Annotated in this window: 17 protein-coding genes and 1 riboswitch; of the genes, 11 read left to right on the forward strand and 6 right to left on the reverse strand. The window is 74.2% G+C overall.

The features are described from left to right. Position 1 precedes the first annotated feature (1 nt). Positions 2–2,857 carry an EAL domain-containing protein gene (locus BLASA_RS23290; protein ID WP_014374797.1) on the reverse strand — a complete coding sequence of 952 codons (2,856 nt, stop codon included), beginning with the start codon at positions 2,855–2,857 and terminating at the stop codon, positions 2–4. A 221-nt stretch (positions 2,858–3,078) separates the two neighbouring features. Here BLASA_RS23290 and fdxA point away from each other — a divergent pair, with 221 nt between their 5' ends. Both fdxA and dapC read left to right on the forward strand, forming a co-directional pair. Then, positions 3,079–3,405, forward strand: a complete 327-nt coding sequence (fdxA, locus tag BLASA_RS25470) for a ferredoxin (protein WP_014374798.1) — start codon at positions 3,079–3,081, stop codon at positions 3,403–3,405. 5 nt (positions 3,406–3,410) lie between these two features. After that, positions 3,411–4,523: a succinyldiaminopimelate transaminase gene (gene dapC, locus BLASA_RS04320; protein WP_041775601.1), complete on the forward strand. Its 1,113-nt coding sequence runs from the start codon at positions 3,411–3,413 to the stop codon at positions 4,521–4,523. A gap of 84 nt (positions 4,524–4,607) precedes the next feature. Here the strand turns inward: dapC and BLASA_RS04325 are convergent, their stop codons facing one another. The 5 genes from BLASA_RS04325 to dapD form a co-directional block, all read right to left on the reverse strand. Beyond that, positions 4,608–6,347 (reverse strand): PxKF domain-containing protein, encoded by a 1,740-nt coding sequence (locus BLASA_RS04325; RefSeq protein ID WP_014374800.1) that lies wholly within the window; start codon positions 6,345–6,347, stop codon positions 4,608–4,610. A gap of 38 nt (positions 6,348–6,385) precedes the next feature. Beyond that, positions 6,386–6,469: riboswitch (cyclic di-GMP riboswitch) on the reverse strand. A 102-nt stretch (positions 6,470–6,571) separates the two neighbouring features. Continuing rightward, complete coding sequence (locus tag BLASA_RS04330; protein ID WP_014374802.1) at positions 6,572–7,240, reverse strand: response regulator; 669 nt, start codon at positions 7,238–7,240, stop codon at positions 6,572–6,574. Further along, on the reverse strand, positions 7,237–8,646 hold the full coding sequence (locus tag BLASA_RS23295) for a sensor histidine kinase (protein WP_014374803.1): 1,410 nt from the start codon (positions 8,644–8,646) through the stop codon (positions 7,237–7,239). The genes BLASA_RS04330 and BLASA_RS23295 overlap by 4 nt, the downstream gene beginning before the upstream one ends. Before the next feature lie 154 nt (positions 8,647–8,800). Further along, on the reverse strand, positions 8,801–9,499 hold the full coding sequence (locus BLASA_RS04340) for a hypothetical protein (RefSeq protein WP_014374804.1): 699 nt from the start codon (positions 9,497–9,499) through the stop codon (positions 8,801–8,803). A gap of 71 nt (positions 9,500–9,570) precedes the next feature. Then, positions 9,571–10,551 (reverse strand): 2,3,4,5-tetrahydropyridine-2,6-dicarboxylate N-succinyltransferase, encoded by a 981-nt coding sequence (gene dapD, locus BLASA_RS04345; protein WP_014374805.1) that lies wholly within the window; start codon positions 10,549–10,551, stop codon positions 9,571–9,573. A 73-nt stretch (positions 10,552–10,624) separates the two neighbouring features. Between dapD and dapE the strand changes: the two genes are divergently transcribed. The 9 genes from dapE to BLASA_RS04385 all read left to right on the forward strand — a co-directional run bounded on the left by dapE (position 10,625) and on the right by BLASA_RS04385 (position 17,979). Beyond that, complete coding sequence (gene dapE, locus BLASA_RS04350; protein ID WP_014374806.1) at positions 10,625–11,737, forward strand: succinyl-diaminopimelate desuccinylase; 1,113 nt, start codon at positions 10,625–10,627, stop codon at positions 11,735–11,737. After that, positions 11,734–12,561: a TIGR00730 family Rossman fold protein gene (locus tag BLASA_RS04355; protein WP_014374807.1), complete on the forward strand. Its 828-nt coding sequence runs from the start codon at positions 11,734–11,736 to the stop codon at positions 12,559–12,561. The genes dapE and BLASA_RS04355 overlap by 4 nt, the downstream gene beginning before the upstream one ends. 1 nt (position 12,562) lies before the next feature. Further along, positions 12,563–12,931 (forward strand): DivIVA domain-containing protein, encoded by a 369-nt coding sequence (locus BLASA_RS04360; protein ID WP_166486470.1) that lies wholly within the window; start codon positions 12,563–12,565, stop codon positions 12,929–12,931. Then, the gene (locus BLASA_RS04365) at positions 12,924–13,376 is read left to right on the forward strand and encodes an SRPBCC family protein (protein WP_014374809.1); all 453 of its coding nucleotides are present in this window, start codon (positions 12,924–12,926) and stop codon (positions 13,374–13,376) included. The genes BLASA_RS04360 and BLASA_RS04365 overlap by 8 nt, the downstream gene beginning before the upstream one ends. Before the next feature lie 77 nt (positions 13,377–13,453). Then, a complete protein-coding gene (locus BLASA_RS04370; RefSeq protein WP_014374810.1) occupies positions 13,454–14,356 on the forward strand; it encodes a DMT family transporter in 903 nt (300 codons plus the stop codon). Positions 14,357–14,407: 51 nt separating this feature from the next. Continuing rightward, the gene (locus BLASA_RS04375; protein ID WP_014374811.1) at positions 14,408–14,962 is read left to right on the forward strand and encodes a DNA-3-methyladenine glycosylase I; all 555 of its coding nucleotides are present in this window, start codon (positions 14,408–14,410) and stop codon (positions 14,960–14,962) included. A gap of 105 nt (positions 14,963–15,067) precedes the next feature. After that, entirely contained in the window at positions 15,068–15,235 is a 168-nt protein-coding gene (locus tag BLASA_RS23985; protein WP_012947303.1) for a DUF3117 domain-containing protein, read from the forward strand. A gap of 177 nt (positions 15,236–15,412) precedes the next feature. Continuing rightward, the gene (locus BLASA_RS04380) at positions 15,413–16,879 is read left to right on the forward strand and encodes a hypothetical protein (RefSeq protein ID WP_014374812.1); all 1,467 of its coding nucleotides are present in this window, start codon (positions 15,413–15,415) and stop codon (positions 16,877–16,879) included. Positions 16,880–16,956: 77 nt separating this feature from the next. Beyond that, positions 16,957–17,979, forward strand: coding sequence for an SAM-dependent methyltransferase (locus tag BLASA_RS04385; protein WP_014374813.1), 1,023 nt, complete (start codon positions 16,957–16,959; stop codon positions 17,977–17,979). Positions 17,980–17,982 lie beyond the last annotated feature (3 nt).

Below are 17,982 nucleotides of genomic sequence, written 5' to 3' on the forward strand. Positions count from 1 at the left end.
GTCAGTCGCCGGTGCGCACACCCGGCTTGAGGGCGGCCGGGACGGGACGGCTGGTCAGCCAGGACAGCACCCGCTCGGCCGGCATGGGCCGGGAGATGTGGTAGCCCTGTGCGACGTCGCAGCCCCACTCGCGCAGCGCGGCGAGGGAGTCGGCGTCCTCCACGCCCTCCACCACCATGCTCATGCCCAGGTCGCGGCTGAGCTGCAGGGTGCTGCGCACGATCGCGGCGGCGCGCGCGTCGGTGGTCAGGTGGGTGACGAAGCTGCGGTCGAGCTTGAGCTCGTCCACCGGGAGCGCGCGCAGGTAGGACAGCGAGGAGTAGCCGGTCCCGTAGTCGTCGACCGACAGCCGGACGCCCAGCCGGCGCAGGCCGGCCATGACCTGCTGGCTGCGCGCGGCGTCGGCCATGAGGACGTCCTCGGTGATCTCCAGCACCAGCGCCCCGGCCGGCACCTTGCAGGCGTCGAGCAGCATCTCCACCTGCCCCGGGAGGGCGACGTCCTGGAGGTTGGAGACCGACAGGTTCACCGCGACGGAGAGGTCGTGCCCCGCGCTCCGCCAGATCTGCAGGTCGCGCAGGGCGCGCTCCAGCACGCGCAGGGCCAGCCGGCGCATGAGCCCGGCCTGCTCGGCCAGGGGCAGGAAGACGCCGGGGTACAGCAGGCCGCGGTCCGGGTGGTTCCAGCGGACCAGCGCCTCGACCCCGACCACCGCACCGGTGCGCAGGTCGAGCTGGGGCTGGTAGTGGTTGTCGAGCTGCTCGCTGTCGAGGGCCGCCCGCAGCTGCTCCAGGGTCTCCAGCCGGTCCCGCGAGGCGGGGGTGCCGTCGGGCGCCCACACCTCGTAGCCGTGCTTCCCGCGCTTGGCCGCGTACATCGCGGTGTCGGCGCGGGCGAGCAGGAGGGAACGGTCACGGCCGTGGCCGGGGCACAGGGCGATGCCGATGCTGGCGTCGACGTGCAGCGCCATGCCGTCCAGGACGAAGGCCTCGCGCAGCGCGGCGCCCAGGCCTTCAGCCACCTCCCGTGCGCGCTGCTCGTCCGCGTCGGGCAGCAGGACGGCGAACTCGTCCCCACCCATGCGGGCGAGCAGGTCCCCGTCGTGCAGGACGTCCTGCAGGCGCGGGCCGACGAGGCACAGCAGGTCGTCGCCCACGCTGTGCCCGAAGCTGTCGTTGATCTCCTTGAACCGGTCCAGGTCGATCATCAGCAGGGCGCACCGGGGCTCCCCGTCGGCGTAGACGGCCGACTCGACCTGCTCGATGAACCGACGCCGGTTGGCCAGTCCGGTGAGGGGGTCGTGGTGCGCCTCGGTGGCCAGCTGCGCGAGCCGTCGCTGCTCGGCGGCCCGCAGCTCGGCGTTCTCCACCACCAGCGAGCCCTCCAGGGTGACCTGCCGGACGGCGGCCCGCACCGACGAGGACCACCTGCGGGTGGAGCCGACCGACCCGGTGACGACCAGACCCATGAGGCGGTCGCCGGACAGCAGCGGGACGCTGACGTAGGAGGACAGGTCCAGCGCCTGCACCAGCTGGGGGTCGAGCAGGTCGCTGGCGGCGGCATCCTCGACGAAGACCGGGCTGCGCTGCTCGGAGGTGAGCCGCCACAGCGGTACGGCGGCGGCGGGGCTGCCGACCAGCCGGGTGGCGACGACCTCCTGGTGCGACTGCGGCCAGTCGACGTGGCGGACCTCGGCGATGCGGCCGTCGGCGTCGACCAGGTAGGCGGCGCTGCGGTCGGTGCCGGCCAGACGCTGGACGGCGCGGGCGAGCACCTCGGCCGCCTCCGCCGCCCCGGTGACCGCCGATCCGTCCACCAGCAGCTGCCGGACGATCTGGGCCGTGGCCAGGGACGCCGCCCGGGCCTGGCTGGTGCGGGCCTGCTCGATGACGCCGCCCAGGTGCGCTCCCGCCGCGGCGGCCAGCCGGCGTACGGCTTCGGAGAACGGGCGCACCTGGGTGCTGTCGAGCGTCAGCACGCCGGCCAGCTCCTGTCCGCGACCCAGGGGCACCGCCAGCGCCGAGGCGATCTGGAAGGAGTCCACCCACCAGCCCGCGACCAGGTCGGACGAGCGGTCGGCGGTCATCGGCGTGCCGGTGCGCAGCACCGTCTCGGCCAGCTCGAGGGCGACCGGTGCGTTGCGGAACTGCTGCCAGGTGGCGAGGTCCCGGCGGCCGTCGGCGTAGGCGGCCATCCGGGGGACGAGCCGGCCGTCCTCGAGCAGGAAGATGCAGGCGCGCTCGACCTCGCCCAGCTCGGCGAGCTGACGGCAGGCCGAGCCGAGCAGATGGTCCATCGACTGGGCCTGGGCGGCGGACTCGATCAGCCCGAGCAGCACGGCTGCCTGCTCCAGCCGGCGCTGCTCCGTGCGGCGGGTCCACGCCTCGGCGAGGGCGGCCGCCAGCTTCGGGACCACCTGGCGCAGCAGGTGCGGCGCGGCAGCGGCCGCGGGTTCGACGGTCAGGATGCCGACGACCTCGCCGTCGAGGATCAGCGGCTCGCCGTGGCCCGACCGGATGCCGACCTCGGCCAGCTGGCGATCGGCGGCGCGGCGGCCGTCGGCCCGGGCGACGACGGGCTGGCGGCTGGCGATGACGGCGGAGAGGAACGGGGAGTCGGACACGAACGCGGGGATGCGCAGCGCCGGGTGCATGGGCACCTGGGCCCCTGGGCACGACGCCTGCCGGAAGGGGATCACCAGCTCGGTGGTCGACTCGTGCACCCACACGGACACCCGCGTGGCCCCGGACGACGAGCGCAGCCGGTCGAGGAGCTGCTCCAGGGCCGCCTGGGCGTCGTAGGGCGAGGCGGTCGAGAGGCGTCGCGGCGCAGCCGGGGAATGCGGCGTCTGGGACACGTGACCAAGATCGGCCCTGGAACCGGATGCTTGAGCCGGGCTCCGCGGCCTCCCCCCGTGGGGGGAGGCCGGCGTCCGCAGCCCGCCGTGCCCTCCCCGGCCGGGGGACGTCCCGGTGGCCCGCCGAACGGCGGCGGGCGGGAGAGGTGATACTAGGTGTCCGTCCTGCTGCTCCGGTCCCGGCCGGTTGCGCTGCCCGAACGTCCCCCGGAGGGAACTTCGTGACCTACGTCATCACTCAGGCCTGTGTCGACGTTCTCGACAAGGCGTGCATCGACGAGTGTCCGGTGGACTGCATCTACGAGGGCGACCGGATGCTGTACATCCACCCCGACGAGTGCGTCGACTGCGGGGCGTGCGAGCCGGTGTGCCCGGTCGAGGCGATCTACTACGAGGACGACGTCCCGGACAAGTGGAAGGACTTCTACAACGCCAACGTGGAGTTCTTCTCCGACCTGGGGAGCCCCGGCGGCGCCGCGAAGACCGGCAAGATCGGCAAGGACCACCCCCTCGTGGCCGCCCTGCCGCCGCAGGGCGAAGAGCACTGACGGCTGTGCCGGCAGGGCCCTCCCGGGCTCTGCCGGACTTCCCGTGGGATTCCCTGACCGCGGCGCGGAACCGTGCGGCCCAGCACCCCGGCGGCGTGGTCGACCTGTCGATCGGCACGCCGGTCGACGACACCCCGGGTGTGCTCCGCGCGGCCCTCGCCGAGGCCGCTGACGCGCCCGGCTACCCGACGGCCCTGGGCACCGCCGCGCTCCGTACGGCCGCGGCGGGCTGGCTCCGGCGGCGCCTGGGGGTCCAGGTCGCCGACCCGGTGGGTGCGGATCCCTCGGTGATCCCGACGGTCGGTTCCAAGGAGCTCGTGGCGCTGCTACCCACGCTCCTGGGTCTGCAGGGCAGCGCGACCACCGTGGTCGTCCCCGAGGTCGCCTACCCCACCTACGAGGTGGGTGCGGTCCTGGCCGGGCTCGCGGTGCGCCGCGCGGACACCCTGCCGGCCGACGCGGCCGGCATCTCCCTGGTCTGGCTGAACTCCCCGGGGAACCCGCACGGCCGGGTGCTCACCGACGACGAACTGCGGGCCTGGGTGGCGTGGGGACGTGCCCACGACGTCCCGGTCGTGGCCGACGAGTGCTACATCACCCTCGGCTGGGACGTGGCGCCGCGGTCGATCCTGCACCCCGCCGTGGCGGGGGAGGACCACACCGGCCTCCTGGCGGTGCACTCGCTGTCCAAGCAGTCGACCGCGGCCGGGTACCGCGGTGGCCTGCTCTCCGGCGACCCCGCGCTGGTGCGCCGGGTCTGGGAGGTGCGCCGCCACCTCGGTCTGCTGGTGCCGGGTCCGGTCCAGGCCGCGATGGCTGCCGCCTTCGACGACGACGCGCACGTCGACGCCCAGCGCGAGCGGTACCGCGGCCGGCGGGAGCGGCTGGCGGCCGCCGTGCGGGCCGCCGGGATGCGGATCGACCACTCCGAGGCCGGGCTGTACCTGTGGGCCACCCGCGACGAGGACTGCTGGGGCACCATCGACCGGTTGGCCGCCCTGGGGATCGTCGTCGCCCCCGGCAGCTTCTACGGTCCCGCGGGCGCCCGCCACGTCCGGCTGGCGCTGACCGCCACCGACGAGCGGATCGTCGCGGCGGTCGAGCGACTCACCGCCTGACAGCAGGGGCCCCTCACCCCGGCGCGGACAACGGAAGAGGGGCCGGTCCCGGAGGACCGGCCCCTCTCGTCTACCGCTCACGGACTACTTCAGGATGAAGTTGGCCGTCTGCTTCGAGCCGTCCGCCGTCGTGACCGTCACCGCGTAGCAGCTGCCGGGCTTCTTGGGGGTCGCCCAGTTCTGGATGAACTGGCCGGCCGTGGTGTCGAAGCGGAGGCTCGTGCCCCCGGTGGAGAGGATCTCGATCTCGTCGGTGGTGGCCGCACCGCTCGGGCAGGTGATCGCCTTCGCCGTGAAAGCCGCGCCGATCCCGGCGGTCGTGGTCAGCTCGGTGGAGCCGGCGAACACCTCGAACTTGAGCGGAACCGTGCTGCCGCCCTTGACGGTGTTCCACACGCCGTTCATGTCCACCGGCGAGTACAAGCCGTTGAGGGTCCACGCCGAGACGGTGTACGTCAGCCTCTCCGTGCCGGTCCGCCCGGCGACGTCCGTGGCGGTGGCCGTCAGGGTGTGCGTCCCGACCGCGGTGCTGTAACCGGTGACCACGCAGCCGGCCGCGCCGGAGCCGGTGGCCGTGTCTCCGGCGGTGCAGGTCGGTGCCGGCGGGACCGTGCCGAAGTAGACGGAGCCGATGCTGCCGTCGAACCCCGCCGTCGGGTCGGTCAGGTCGACGTCGATCCCGGAGACGGCGTCGGTGGCGGTGTTGCCGGCCCAGTCGGTAGCAGTCCCGGTCACGGACTGGCCTGCACCCTCGCCGAGGGTCGTGCCGGCCGTGCAGGACTGGATGCCGGACCCGCCGGCGTCGTCGCAGGCGAAGCTGATGGTCGGCGCGGTCCGGTACCAGCCGTTGCTCCCGTCGGGCGCGGTCGGGGAGATGCGGCCTTCGATCGTCGGGTCGCCGGTGTCCACGATCGTGTAGGTCGCGCTCGCCGTGTCGGCGGCGAGGCCACCCTCGTCGGTGTAGTCGCAGGTCGCCGTCTGGCTGCCCAGGCCGTGCGACAGGGTGCCGGTGACCACCGCCGCCGGGGAGCTGTTGCCGTCCTCGGCGTCGGTGACCTCGCAACCGGCCGTCGGGGCGGTGCCGATCTCGTAGGAGGCCCCGTGGGCAACGCCGGTGACGGCGACGGAGGGCTTGGTGTTGGGCGGAGCAACGATGGTGTAGCTCGTGCTCGCGCTGCCGCGGAGGCCGCCGGCGTCGGTGACCGAGCAGGTGACGGTGACGTCACCGAGGCCGTCGACCAGCGCGTCGCGGTTCACCACCGGGGTGGCGGTGAGGCCCGGCTCCTGCGCATCGGTCACGGAACACCCGGCGGTCGGCTCCGAGCCGATGACGTAGCTCGTGCTGTCGATCCCGGTGACGGACACGGTCGGGGGTGTGTTGGGCCTGGTCACGGTGATGGGGATGCTGACCTGGTTGTTGTAGCCGCCTCCCCCGGCCGGGCTGGACTGGATCGTGACGGTGGCCGTCCCGCTCTGCGCCGTGGCGCTCGCGGTGAAGGTGATGGTCTTGTCCACGCCACATCCCGTGATGCTCAGCGGATCCGGGTTCGCGGTGACCCCGCTGGGCGTGACGATGTCCAGGACCAGGGGATTCTCGCCGGTGTCCCAGTTGCATCCCGGGTCGGTCACGGCGCCGTCGGAGTTGTTGCCGATCACCTTGATGTTGGCCGTACCTCCTGTGGCAGAGCCGGCGACGAGCGTCACGCCTGTGCTGCTGTTCACGATGTCGTCCTGGATGTTGTCGGCCCAGGCGATCCCGCCGCCGGCCACGACGAGGCCTGCGGTGAGTCCCGCGACGGCCTTGGAACGCGTGAGCGTCCGCATGAGATGTCTCCCGAGATGTAGGGCTCGTTGCGGAGCCCGGGTTCCCGCGGTGGTTTCGCTACTCGCTCCCCGGGGCCCAAGCGACCAGATGGAGGCCCCGGATCAGTGCGTCACGGTCTGACAGGCGGAACGCTACGAACCCGCAGGTCATGGCCACAATGGCCGTCGCGTTGAGATGCCTCGACGTTGAGGAGTCTCAACGCGGGCCCCCGACCGGGGATCGATCAGCGGGGCGGTTCGCTGCTGCCGCTCCCACCGCGGGCGAGTCGGACGGCGGCCTCGCGGTCCGGGACCCGCAGCTTGCGCAGGACGGCGGAGATGTGCGTGCGCACGGTCACCTGCGCGACGAACAGCCGGCCGGCGATCTCCTCGGTCGACAGCCCCTCCGCCATCAGGTCGAGGATCTCCGCCTCCCGCTCGGTGAGTCGGACGGCGCTGCTGCGGTTGGGCAGCGAGATCTTGCGGCGCGCCGGCGGCTGGAACTCCTGGACGACCTTGCGCACCAGCCAGCGGGGCAGCACGGATTCACCGGCCAGTACCGACCGCAGCGCCGGCCCGAGGCGGGAGGGGGCCATCCCCTTGGCCAGATATCCGGACGCGCCGGCGCGCAGGGCGGCGAAGAGGTCCTCGTCATCGGCTGAAGCGGTGAGCATGACGACCGTCGTGTCCGGTAGCGCCCGGATGATGTCGGCCGCCGCGACGATACCGCTTCCCGGCATGTGGATGTCGAGCAGGCAGACGTCGGGCCGGTGTCGGGTCGCGGCCGCCACGGCGGCCTCGGCGGTGCCCACGTCGGCCAGCACCTCGCAGTCCTGCTGTTCGAGGGCTTCCCGGACGCTCTGCCGCGTGGGCACGTGGTCGTCGGCGATCACCACGCGGAGGACGCCGCTCATGGCCACCTCACCGTCACTGTCGTCCCCTCGCCCGGCACGGAGGAGATGTCGAGTGCTGCGCCGACTCCCTGGGCGCGCTCGCGCATGCTCGTCAACCCGAACCCCCCGGCGGCCCTGGTGGAGGCGTCGAAGCCCCGGCCATCGTCCCTCACGCTGACCTGCAGCGGTTGCGCGGTGAGCCGGACCTCGATCCGCGACGCCCCGCCGTGACGGACGCCGTTGTGCACGGCCTCGGACACTATGCGAAGAAGGGCCTCCTCCACGGCGGGATCGACCTCCGTCGTCTGGTCCAGACCGGTGACGATCTTGATGTCGTGCCGGTGCGCGAGTTCGTCGACCACCCGCTCGAGGGCGGCCGGGAACGCTTCGCCCACCGGCCGGGTCAGGGCGGAGATGGCGCGTCGGGCCTCGTCGGCAGCCCGCCCGGCCGCGGCGGTGATGCGACGGGCGATGTCGACGTCCTGGTCGGCCGCCAGTCGCTGCGCCTGGGCCCGGATGTAGGTCAGCTCTTGTGCGAGGCCGTCGTGCAGGTCCCGGGCCATGCGGCGCCGGTCCTCGAGGACGGCGGCCCGTGCCCGCACCGCCCAGTACGAACGGATCTCGCGGCTGGCGCCGATGAGCATGAAGACGAAGAAGCCCAGCCGCAGGAGGTCCCCGGTGTAGACGAAATCCGAGTACAGGGAGGGGAAGAGGAGGTAGTGCACCCGCGAGAACGCGGCGAGCACGCATCCCGCACCGACCCAGCGCATGAGCTCATCCCCGCCCCGCAGTGCGCGCCAGGTGAAGGCCACGGCGGCCACCGTGTACAGGACCGCACCGACCGCCTGGGCGACGAGCACCACCGGGTGGGCCACCAGACGGGGCCTGCTGGCGTCGGGCAGCGCAAGCGCCGGATCGACCGTGGGCGGCAGGCCGTCGGCGAGCAGCGTGGCGGCCACGGACACGACCACCACGAGCGCGGCGATCGACATGGCTGCCGACACTGCGTGCCAGCGGCGAACCCGCCGCTCGGCGGGGGCCAGGGCGGCGAGGGTGAGCACGAGGGTGCCCACCAGGCGGATGAGCAGGGCCTGCCACCGGTGGAGCTCGTCACCGGAGGCGAGGGCGACCGCCGACGGGAGAGCGGTGAGCACGAGGTTCGCCGTGGCCACCGTGCACAGCGCGAGGAGCAGGAGCAGGTCCTGCCAGCGCCGGCTCTCCCGGTACCGCCCGTAGATAAGATAAGCAACGAGGAGGGCGATGAGCGCGTTCGTCGTCTCCAGCACCACGTGGAGAGCCGGTGCCGGGTAGGCGAACCGCACGAACGGCAGCACGGCAACGGCCACCGTCGCGACTGCGGCCACCGCGGCGGTCCAGGCGACGAGCGCGACGGCGGGCGGCCGCTCCTCGAACCTCGTCGTGGACATCAGGAGCAAGGTTAGGGGCCTGCTCGGTCCGGTTGGCCGCGGCCACCGGAATCCGGCCCCGTGTCTCACCCGGACGAGGTGGACGTGAACCGTGGGTTGTCGCGCGCTGCGCAGACGAGCCCGCAGCAACCTGCGAACAGCGGCCGGAGACGGATCAGGAGCAGGTGAGGGTATCGGCCGCCACGGCCGCCGTCAGCTGCTGCGCCATGCCCTCCCACTGCTGGTACAGCTCCGGGTAGGCCGAACGCTGCACCGCCTGCGCCACCTCGGTGAGCCGCCCGGCGTCCCAGCCCGGGACTGTCACCAGCCGGTCGTAGAACTGACCGGCGGCGTAGACGGGGTCCCGTACCTGCTCCGATGTTCCCCAGCCCTGCGAGGGGCGCTGCTGGAACAGCCCGAGGGAGTCGCGATCGCCGTAGTCGAGGTTGCGCAGCCGCGACTCCTGCTGCGCGGTGGCCAGCGCGATCACGACCGCGCGGTCGGGCAGGCCCCGGTCACGCCCGACCTGCGCGATCGTGGCGGCGTTCATCGCCTGTTCGGCGGTGACGGCGACCGAGCCGTCAGGAACCGTGCAGGTGCCGGTCGCCGCGGCGATCGGGTTCTCCTCGGCGCCCCGGGCGACACCGGCGAACACGGCCGCGGCCACCAGCAGCGCCGGCCACCAGCGGGCGACGCCGTGGGCTCCGGGCGACCGGCGAGCGCGGGTCGCCGGCCGACCGGCCGGTGGCCGCCGCCGGCCGGCTCCATGGGTGCCGCTCCGGCGGGTGTCGTTGCGGCGGGCGGCCGACCGCGCGCGAGTGGTGCTGCGCGCCCGGGCTGTGGCAGGGCGCGTCGCGGTGCGGGGGCTGCTCATCACGCCAGACTCTAGGTGCCGTTCCTGGCCACTCCCCTGGAACGCCCGCCCGTGGGGGGAGTGCTGCTCCTTCAGTTCGCGTGCAGCTCCGCGTTCAGCGCGCCCCAGGTGCCCTTGCGGACGACGACCTCCAGCGCGCCGCTGACGCTGTTGCGCCGGAAGAGCAGCCCATCGCGGCCGGACAGCTCGCGGGCCTTGACCACCGAGCCGTCGGGCAGCGTGACCCGCGAGCCGCCGGTGACGTAGCACCCGGCCTCGACGACGCAGTCGTCGCCGAGCGAGATGCCGATGCCGGCGTTGGCGCCCAGCAGGCAGCCCGTGCCGATCGAGATCGTCTCCTTGCCGCCGCCGGAGAGGGTGCCCATGATCGAGGCGCCGCCGCCGATGTCGCTGTCCGCGCCGACCACGACGCCGGCGCTGATCCGGCCCTCGACCATCGACGGCCCCAGCGTGCCGGCGTTGAAGTTCACGAAGCCCTCGTGCATGACCGTCGTGCCCTCGGCCAGGTGCGCGCCCAGGCGGACGCGGTCGGCGTCGGCGATGCGCACCCCGGTGGGGATGACGTAGTCGACCATCCGCGGGAACTTGTCCACGGAGAAGACGGTCACGTGGCCGACGGCCGCCCGCAGGCGGTGCGCGTTGAACCCGGCGGCCGCCACCGGGCCGGCGCTGGTCCAGGCCACGTTCGGCAGCAGCCCGAAGACGCCGGTCATGTTCGCGCCGTGCGGCCGGATCAGCCGGTGGGAGAGGAGGTGCAGCCGCAGCCACACGTCGTGGGTGTCGACCGGCGGCTCCGCCAGGTCGGGGATCACCGTGCGGACGGCGATGACCTCGACCCCGCGCGCCTCGTCGCGGCGCACCAGACCGCCGTAGTCGGGGCCGAGCTCGCCCGACAGCTCGAGCGCACCCAGCCGTGTCGTCCCCGGGGTGGCGCCCGCGGGGGCCCCGAGCCGGGGCTCGGGGTACCAGGTGTCCAGCACGGTGCCGGACGGGGTGACGGTCGCCAGACCGGCGGCTACGGCGGAGACGGGGGCAGGCGATGCGTCAGTCACGACGACGACGCTACCCAGCCGCACTCCGCGCCGGGGCGGCCGGGCGGGACCGCGCCCCCTAGGCTCGGCAGGCGTGAGTGCCCAGCCAGATCTCGACCTGTCCTCCGACGTCCTCGCGCTGACCCGCGCCCTGGTCGACGCGCCCTCGGTGTCGGGCAGCGAGACCGCGCTCGCCGACGCGGTGGAGTCCGCGCTGCGGGCCCTGGGTGGGCTGGAGGTCGAGCGGGTCGGCGACGCCGTCCTCGCCCGCACCAACCTCGACCGGCCCACCCGGGTGGTGCTGGCAGGCCACCTGGACACCGTGCCCATCGCCGACAACGTGCCCAGCCGGCTCGACGTGGCCACCGGCCGGCTCTACGGCTGCGGCACCAGCGACATGAAGTCCGGCGACGCGGTCATGCTGCGGCTCGCCGCGGTCTTCGGCGTGCCGGGCGCGCAGCCCGCGCACGACCTCACCTTCGTCTTCTACGACAACGAAGAGGTCGAGTCGGTCAAGAACGGTCTCGGCAGGGTGGCCCGGGAGCGCCGCGGCTGGCTCTACGGCGACCTCGCCATCCTGCTCGAGCCGACCGACGGCGAGATCGAGGCCGGCTGCCAGGGCACGCTGCGCGCGGTGCTGTCGACGACGGGCCGGCGGGCGCACAGCGCGCGCAGCTGGCTGGGGGAGAACGCCATCCACGGGCTGTCCGGGGCGCTGGCGGCGCTCGCCGCCTACCGGCCGCGGGAGGTGGAGATCGACGGCTGCACCTACCGCGAGGGCCTCAACGCGGTGGGCATCTCCGGAGGGGTCGCCGGGAACGTCATCCCCGACGAGTCGGCCCTCACCGTCAACTTCCGCTACGCCCCTGACCGGGACGAGGACGCCGCGGAGGCGCACGTCCGGGAGGTCTTCGCCGACGCGACCGCCTCCGGCGCGACGCTCACCGTCGTCGACAACGCCGGAGGAGCCCTCCCCGGCCTGGCCGAGCCGGCCGCGGCGGCGTTCGTCGCCGCGGCGGGCCGCCCGGCGCGGGCCAAGCTCGGCTGGACCGACGTCGCCCGGTTCGCCGCGTTCGGCATCCCGGCGATCAACTACGGGCCCGGGGACCCCCAGCTGGCCCACACCCGCGAGGAGCACGTCCTCGTCGACCGGTTGCAGCCGGCCGTGGACGCGCTCACCGCCTACCTGTCCCGGAGCAGCTCATGACCACCCCGCCGTCCGACGGCCACCGCTCGGGCCGGATCCGCCACAAGGGACCGGTGATGCTGCGTGGGGGCGAGCCGGACCCGCAGCACCGGGGCACGACCACCGACCAGCGGTTGCTGGACCGGCAGGGCACGGCGGACTGGGTGCACACCGACCCGTGGCGGGTCATGCGGATCACCTCGGAGTTCGTCGAGGGCTTCGGCCTCCTCGCCGAGCTGCCGCCCGCGGTCAGCGTCTTCGGCAGCGCCCGGACACCGCGCGACCACCCGCACTACGCGGCCGGCGTGGAGCTCGGCGCCGCCCTGGTCGAGGCCGGCTACGCGGTGATCACCGGTGGCGGGCCGGGCGCCATGGAGGCCGCCAACCGTGGCGCCTCCGAGGCGGGTGGCATGTCGGTCGGCCTGGGCATCGAGCTGCCGTTCGAGCAGGAGCTCAACGAGTGGGTCGACGTCGGCATCTCGTTCCGCTACTTCTTCGTGCGCAAGACGATGTTCGTCAAGTACGCGCAGGCCTTCGTGATCCTGCCCGGCGGCTTCGGCACCCTCGACGAGCTGTTCGAGGCGCTCACGCTGGTGCAGACCCGCAAGGTCACCCGCTTCCCGGTGATCCTGCTCGGCACCGCGTACTGGTCGGGCCTGGTGGACTGGATCCGCGACACGATGCTGGCCGGGGGCACGATCAGCCCGGGCGACCTCGACCTGTTCACCGTGACCGACGACGTCGCCGAGGCCGTGGCGCTCATCCGGGCGGCGGACGCCGTCCGGCGCGCCGGTGAGGACGGCAGTGGGGGACAGGGGCCGGTCACCGGCCCCTCCGACGCCTGAGGTGCTCTCCTTCCTCGTCTTCGTCGTCGCCGTCGTGCTGGTCGGCGGGGCCCTGTTCCTGGTGGCCGCGCTGCTCCTGGGCCGGGGGGAGACCCAGCCGCCGGCCGAGCCGGACCGTTCCCCGGTCGAGCTGCCCGAGCACCGCCGGGTCACCTCCGACGACGTCCGGGCGCTGCGCATCGCGGTGACCGTCCGGGGATACCGGATGGTGGAGGTGGACTGGCTGCTCGACCAGCTGGCGCAGACCCTGGACGAGCGGGACGCGGAGATCACCGCGCTGCGCGCCGAGCTCGCCGCGCGCACCCAGCAGGAGACACCGACCGACCCCGGGGTCGCGTCGCCGGACGGAGAAGGAGACCGCGATGCGTGAGGTCGTCGAGCGGATCGACGTGGATGCCGCACCGGAGCGGGTGTGGGCGGCGCTGACCGCCTGGACCCGGCAGGGCGAGTGGATGCTCGCCACCGACGTGCGCACCGTCGGCGGGCCCGCCCAGGGGATCGGCGGCCGGCTGGCCGCACGGACCGGGTTGCCGCTGCCCGGCGGCCGCCGCGTCGGGCTGCTCGACACCATGGTGATCACCGAGTGGGACCCGCCGCGGCGGGTCGTCGTCCAGCACACCGGCCGGCTGGTGCGCGGGCCCGGCATCTTCGAGATCGAGCCCCGCGGCGAGCACACCACCTTCGTCTGGACCGAGCGGCTGTGGCTGCCGTACGGGCTGCTCGGGCAGCTCGGCTGGGTGCTGGTCAAGCCGTTCGCCCTCGCCGGGATCCGGTTGTCCCTGAAGCGCTTCGCCGCCTTCGCCCGCAGCTTCTGACCGGGTGCGCCCTGCCCGACCCCGGTCGGTGAGGATGGGGCCGTGCACAACGACGTCGGGGCCGCGGAGGAGGGTTCGTGAGCCGCCGGGGCTGGGTCCTCTTCCTCACCCTGTCGGTGATCTGGGGCGCGCCCTACCTGCTGATCAAGGTGGCGGTCGGCGAGGTCTCGCCGGTGTCGGTGGTCTTCGCCCGCTGCGCCATCGGGGCGGCGTTGCTGCTGCCGTGGACCATCTACCGGGGGCAGCTGCGCCCGGCCCTGCGGCACTGGAAGCCGCTGCTGCTGTTCACGGTGCTGGAGATGACCGGGCCGTGGCTGCTGCTGTCGTGGGCCGAGCAGTCACTGTCCAGCTCGCTGACCGGCCTGCTCGTCGCCGCGGTGCCGTTCGCCGCGGCGCTGGCCGCACGGCTGGCCGGTGAGGAGGAGCGGCTGACCCCGGTCCGGCTGCTCGGGATGGGGATCGGGGTCGTCGGCATCGCGGTGCTGCTCGGGCTGGACCTGGAGGGCGCGCAGCTGCTGCCGATCCTCGCCGTCGCGCTGGTCGTGGTCGGCTACGCGACGGCGCCGCTGATCGTCTTCCGGGCACTTCCGGATGTCCCGGGGGTCGCCGCCAGCTCCGTGGCGCTGTTCGTCACCGCCGTGGTCTACGCCCCGTTCGCCCTTCCCCGGCTCGACGAGGTGGCCGGCGCGTCCTCCGAGGCGGTCCTCTCCCTGGCCACGCTCGGGGTGCTCTGCACCGCGATCGCCCTGGCGATCTTCTTCGTGCTGATCCGGGAGGTCGGTCCGCAGCGGGCGCTGGTCATCACCTTCGTGAACCCGGTGGTGGCGGTCCTGCTGGGGGTGTGGCTGCTCGAGGAGCCGTTCACCCTCGGCATCGCGCTGGGCCTGCCGCTGGTCCTGGTCGGCTGCGTCCTGGCCACCCGGCGCAGCGCACCCCGCCCGGAGCCCAGCGTCGAGGCCGTGGACGCCGCCGCCCGCTGATCCGGCCGGCCGCCGGCGGGAACCGTCGGTGGCTCCGGCTAGGTTCCGGCCGTGGACGAACCCGGACGCTGCGCATGGGCCACCAGCACCGCTGAGTACGTGGCCTATCACGACCACGAGTGGGGCACGCCCCTGCGCGGGGACGACGCACTCTTCGAGCGGCTCTCCCTGGAGGCCTTCCAGTCGGGCCTGTCCTGGATCACGATCCTGCGCAAGCGGCCGGCCTTCCGGGAGGCGTTCGCCGGATTCGCCATCGACACCGTCGCGGAGTTCACCGAGGACGACGAGGAACGGCTGATGGCCGATGCGGCCATCGTGCGCAACCGCGCCAAGATCCGGGCGGCGATCAGCAACGCCCGCGCCGCGCAGCGGGTCCCCGGAGGCCTCTCGGAGCTGCTGTGGTCCTTCGCCCCGGCGGGGCCGCGGTCCCGCCCGGCCACCCTCGCCGAGGTGCCGGCGACCAGCCCCGAGTCGGTCGCCATGGCGCGGGAGCTCAAGCGGCGCGGGTTCGTGTTCGTGGGCCCGACGACCGCCTACGCGCTGATGCAGGCGACCGGCATGGTCGACGACCACGTGCCGGAATGCTTCCGGGCGTCACCCGTCTAGGCCCCGTGTTGGACGGAACGCCGTCATACGGGATCATTGCTGCGGAGCATCGGACACCGCGCCCCTGTTCACGGAGCAGGAGCGCGGCTGGCGAAGGAGGCACGCATGGCGGCCATGAAGCCGCGCACGGGTGAAGGTCCCCTCGAGGTCACCAAGGAAGGGCGCGGCCTGGTCATGCGGGTACCGCTGGAAGGTGGCGGTCGCCTGGTCGTCGAGCTGTCGCCCGACGAGGCGGCGGCACTGTCCGAGGCACTGAAGGGCGCGACCAGCTGAATTCCTGAGGGACGTCGCCGCACGGCATCCCCGAGCACATCGACGCGGCCCCGGCCGTCGGCTCTCGCCGGCGACCGGGGCCGCTGTCGTTCCTGCTGGTCGGGGACCCCGGCTGCCGGCCGGTGGCGTCCCGGTGGATGCTGTGCCGATGGACGGTGTGCCGGTGGGAGGCGACTGATGGCCGACGACGACCGCGGTGTCCAGTTCCCCACCGGTCCGGACGGGCGACGCAGCACGGCCGCCCTCGGCCGGGCCGTCGTCGCGGATGCGCTGCGACCGGTCGACGCGGCCGGCGCGCTGGCCGCCGAGCACGAGACCAACTGGCGGGCGGGCTACCTGACCCACTTCCGCCGGCTCGTGGAGGCCGGGCTGCCCTCGGCCGAGGCGGCACGGTCCATCGCCGCCTCCGGCCTGGCCTCGCTGCACGAGCGCATGCGGGTGGCGGGCGACGACGGCGAGACCGGCCTCGACGCACTGACCACCGCACCCGCCGGCCGGGCGCTGCACACCGCCGAGGTGACCGGCACCGCCGAAGCCGAGCGGGAGCTCTCGTTGCCCTTCCACGGGGACCGGCTGCGCGGCGATGCGCTGCTGCGCCGGCTGGACCGCTGGGTCGAGGCCGGCGTCCTCGAGCCCTCGTGCGCCGAAGCGGTCCGCACCGTGGCCGCCCATCCCGAGTGGCTGTCGCTCCCGGACAGCACCGCCGTCGTGCTCGGCGCCGGCGCGGAGATGGGGCCCCTGACCGCCCTGCTGCGCTGGGGTGCGCGGGTGGCCGGCGTGGACCTGCCGCGCGCGCCGCTGTGGGAGCGGGTGCTCGACACCGCCCGCGGCGGAGCCGGCACCCTGCTGGTGCCGATGGCGGAGTCGGGGACCCAGGCCGATCCGCGCGGCGCGGGCGGCGACCTGATCGCCGAGGTACCGGCGATCGCGGACTGGGCCGCCGGGTTGCCGGGGCGGCCGGTGGTCGGCAACTACGTCTACGCCGACGGCGCCACCAACGTGCGGGTGTCGACGGCGGTGGATGCGCTCACCGTGCGGCTGCTGGAGGCGCGGCCCGACGCCGCGCTGGCCTTCCTCGCGACGCCCACCGACGTCTTCGCCGTCCCCGCCGACGCCGTCGAGCAGTCGGTGCGGGCCTACGCCGGCCGGTCCCGGTCGGCCAAGCTGCTCGGCCGGCCGCTGCGGACGGCGTCCGGCGGCCGGCTGCTGCGGCGCGCGTACGTGCCGGGGACCGACCCCGGGATCGCCGACAGCCTGGTCGCTCAGCAGGGCCCGAACTACGCGCTGGCCAAGCGCCTGCAGCGCTGGCGGGCGACGGTGGCGCGGGCGTCCGGGAGCACGGTGTCGATGAACGTGGCCCCGCCCACACGCACCCGGTCGGTGCTCAAGAACCGGGCGCTGGCCGCGGCGTATGCCGGGGCGCACCGGTTCGGCGTCGAGATCTTCGAGCCGGCGACGGCCAACGTGCTCATGGCCGCGCTGCTGGTGCACGACCTGCACACCGGCGGCGGACCCGAGCACGAGCACCCGTGGCAGGACGAGGCCTACGAGGCGGCGCACGGCGGCCTGTGGCGGGCCGCCTACGCGCCGCGCAGCGCGCTCGGCCTGGCGGCGCTGCTCGGCTACGGGGCCGCGCGAGCCTGACGCAGCGGGCGGCGAGGTACTGGCGCGCGCCGGCCGGCCGGACCACAGTGGGCTCCCGCCGACCCGGAGGAGCGGACATGGCCCGGATGTTCAGCGCCCGCACCGTGCTCACCGTCGTGCGGAGCGGTAACGCCCGGGCCCGGCTGCGGGCCACCCGCGACGGGCAGGCCGCGGTGCGGCTGCACGTCGGGGCGGCCGGCCTGGGAACGGGCGTGCTGGACGCCGTCGGGGGCGGCGCCGTGCCGGCCCCCGAGCTGGCCCGGCGGCTCGGGGTGGTGCGGGAGGACCTGCTCGGGGCCTTCCTGCGGGTGCTGGCCGCGGCCGGGCTGGTGGCCGAGGACGGCGCCGGCTGGTCGTTGACCGCCGCCGGCCGCGCCGTGGTGACCGACGACCTGGTGCGGGCCTCGTACGAGGCGTTCACCGGCTTCCACACCGGCCTCTACCGGGGGCTGGCCGCGGTGCTCGCCGGCGGGCCCGGGCGGCGCGACGTCGCGGAGCAGGGCGGGGTCATCGCGCGGGTCTCGGCCGCCTTCGAGCCGTTCGTCGACGACGTCCTGCGGGAGACCGTGGCCGAGGTGTCCCCGGGAAAGGTGCTCGACGTGGGCTGCGGCGCGGGGCTGCAGCTGGCCACCATGCTCGAGGCGGCCCCGGGAGCCGAGGGCGTCGGGGTGGACACGGACGAGGAGGCCGCCGGGCTGGCCCGGCGGACGCTGGACGAACGAGGACTCGGCCGGCGGGGCCGGGTGCTGCGCACCGACGTCCGGGAGCTCGCCGCGGAGGCGGCGGGGCCGTTCGACCTCGCGCTGATGGCGAACGTCGTCTACTACGTGCCGGTGGCGGAACGGGCGGCCCTGCTGGCCGCCGTCGGAGCGCTGCTCGCGCCAGGAGGAACGCTCCTGGTCGTCACCACGGTCGCGACACCGCAGCTGTTCAGCCGGCACTTCGACCTGCTGCTGCGCGCTCAGGACGGGGAGATGTCCCTCCCGGAGGCCGGCGGGCTGGACACCGCGTTGCGGGCGGCCGGGCTGCGGCCGCGGGAGCCGCGGCGGATCGCGCCGGGGGCTCCGCTGGTCGCCGTGGCGGCCACCCGTGCGGCCTGACCG

This window comes from Blastococcus saxobsidens DD2, from assembly GCF_000284015.1.
In the GTDB taxonomy this organism is placed as follows: domain Bacteria; phylum Actinomycetota; class Actinomycetes; order Mycobacteriales; family Geodermatophilaceae; genus Blastococcus; species Blastococcus saxobsidens_A.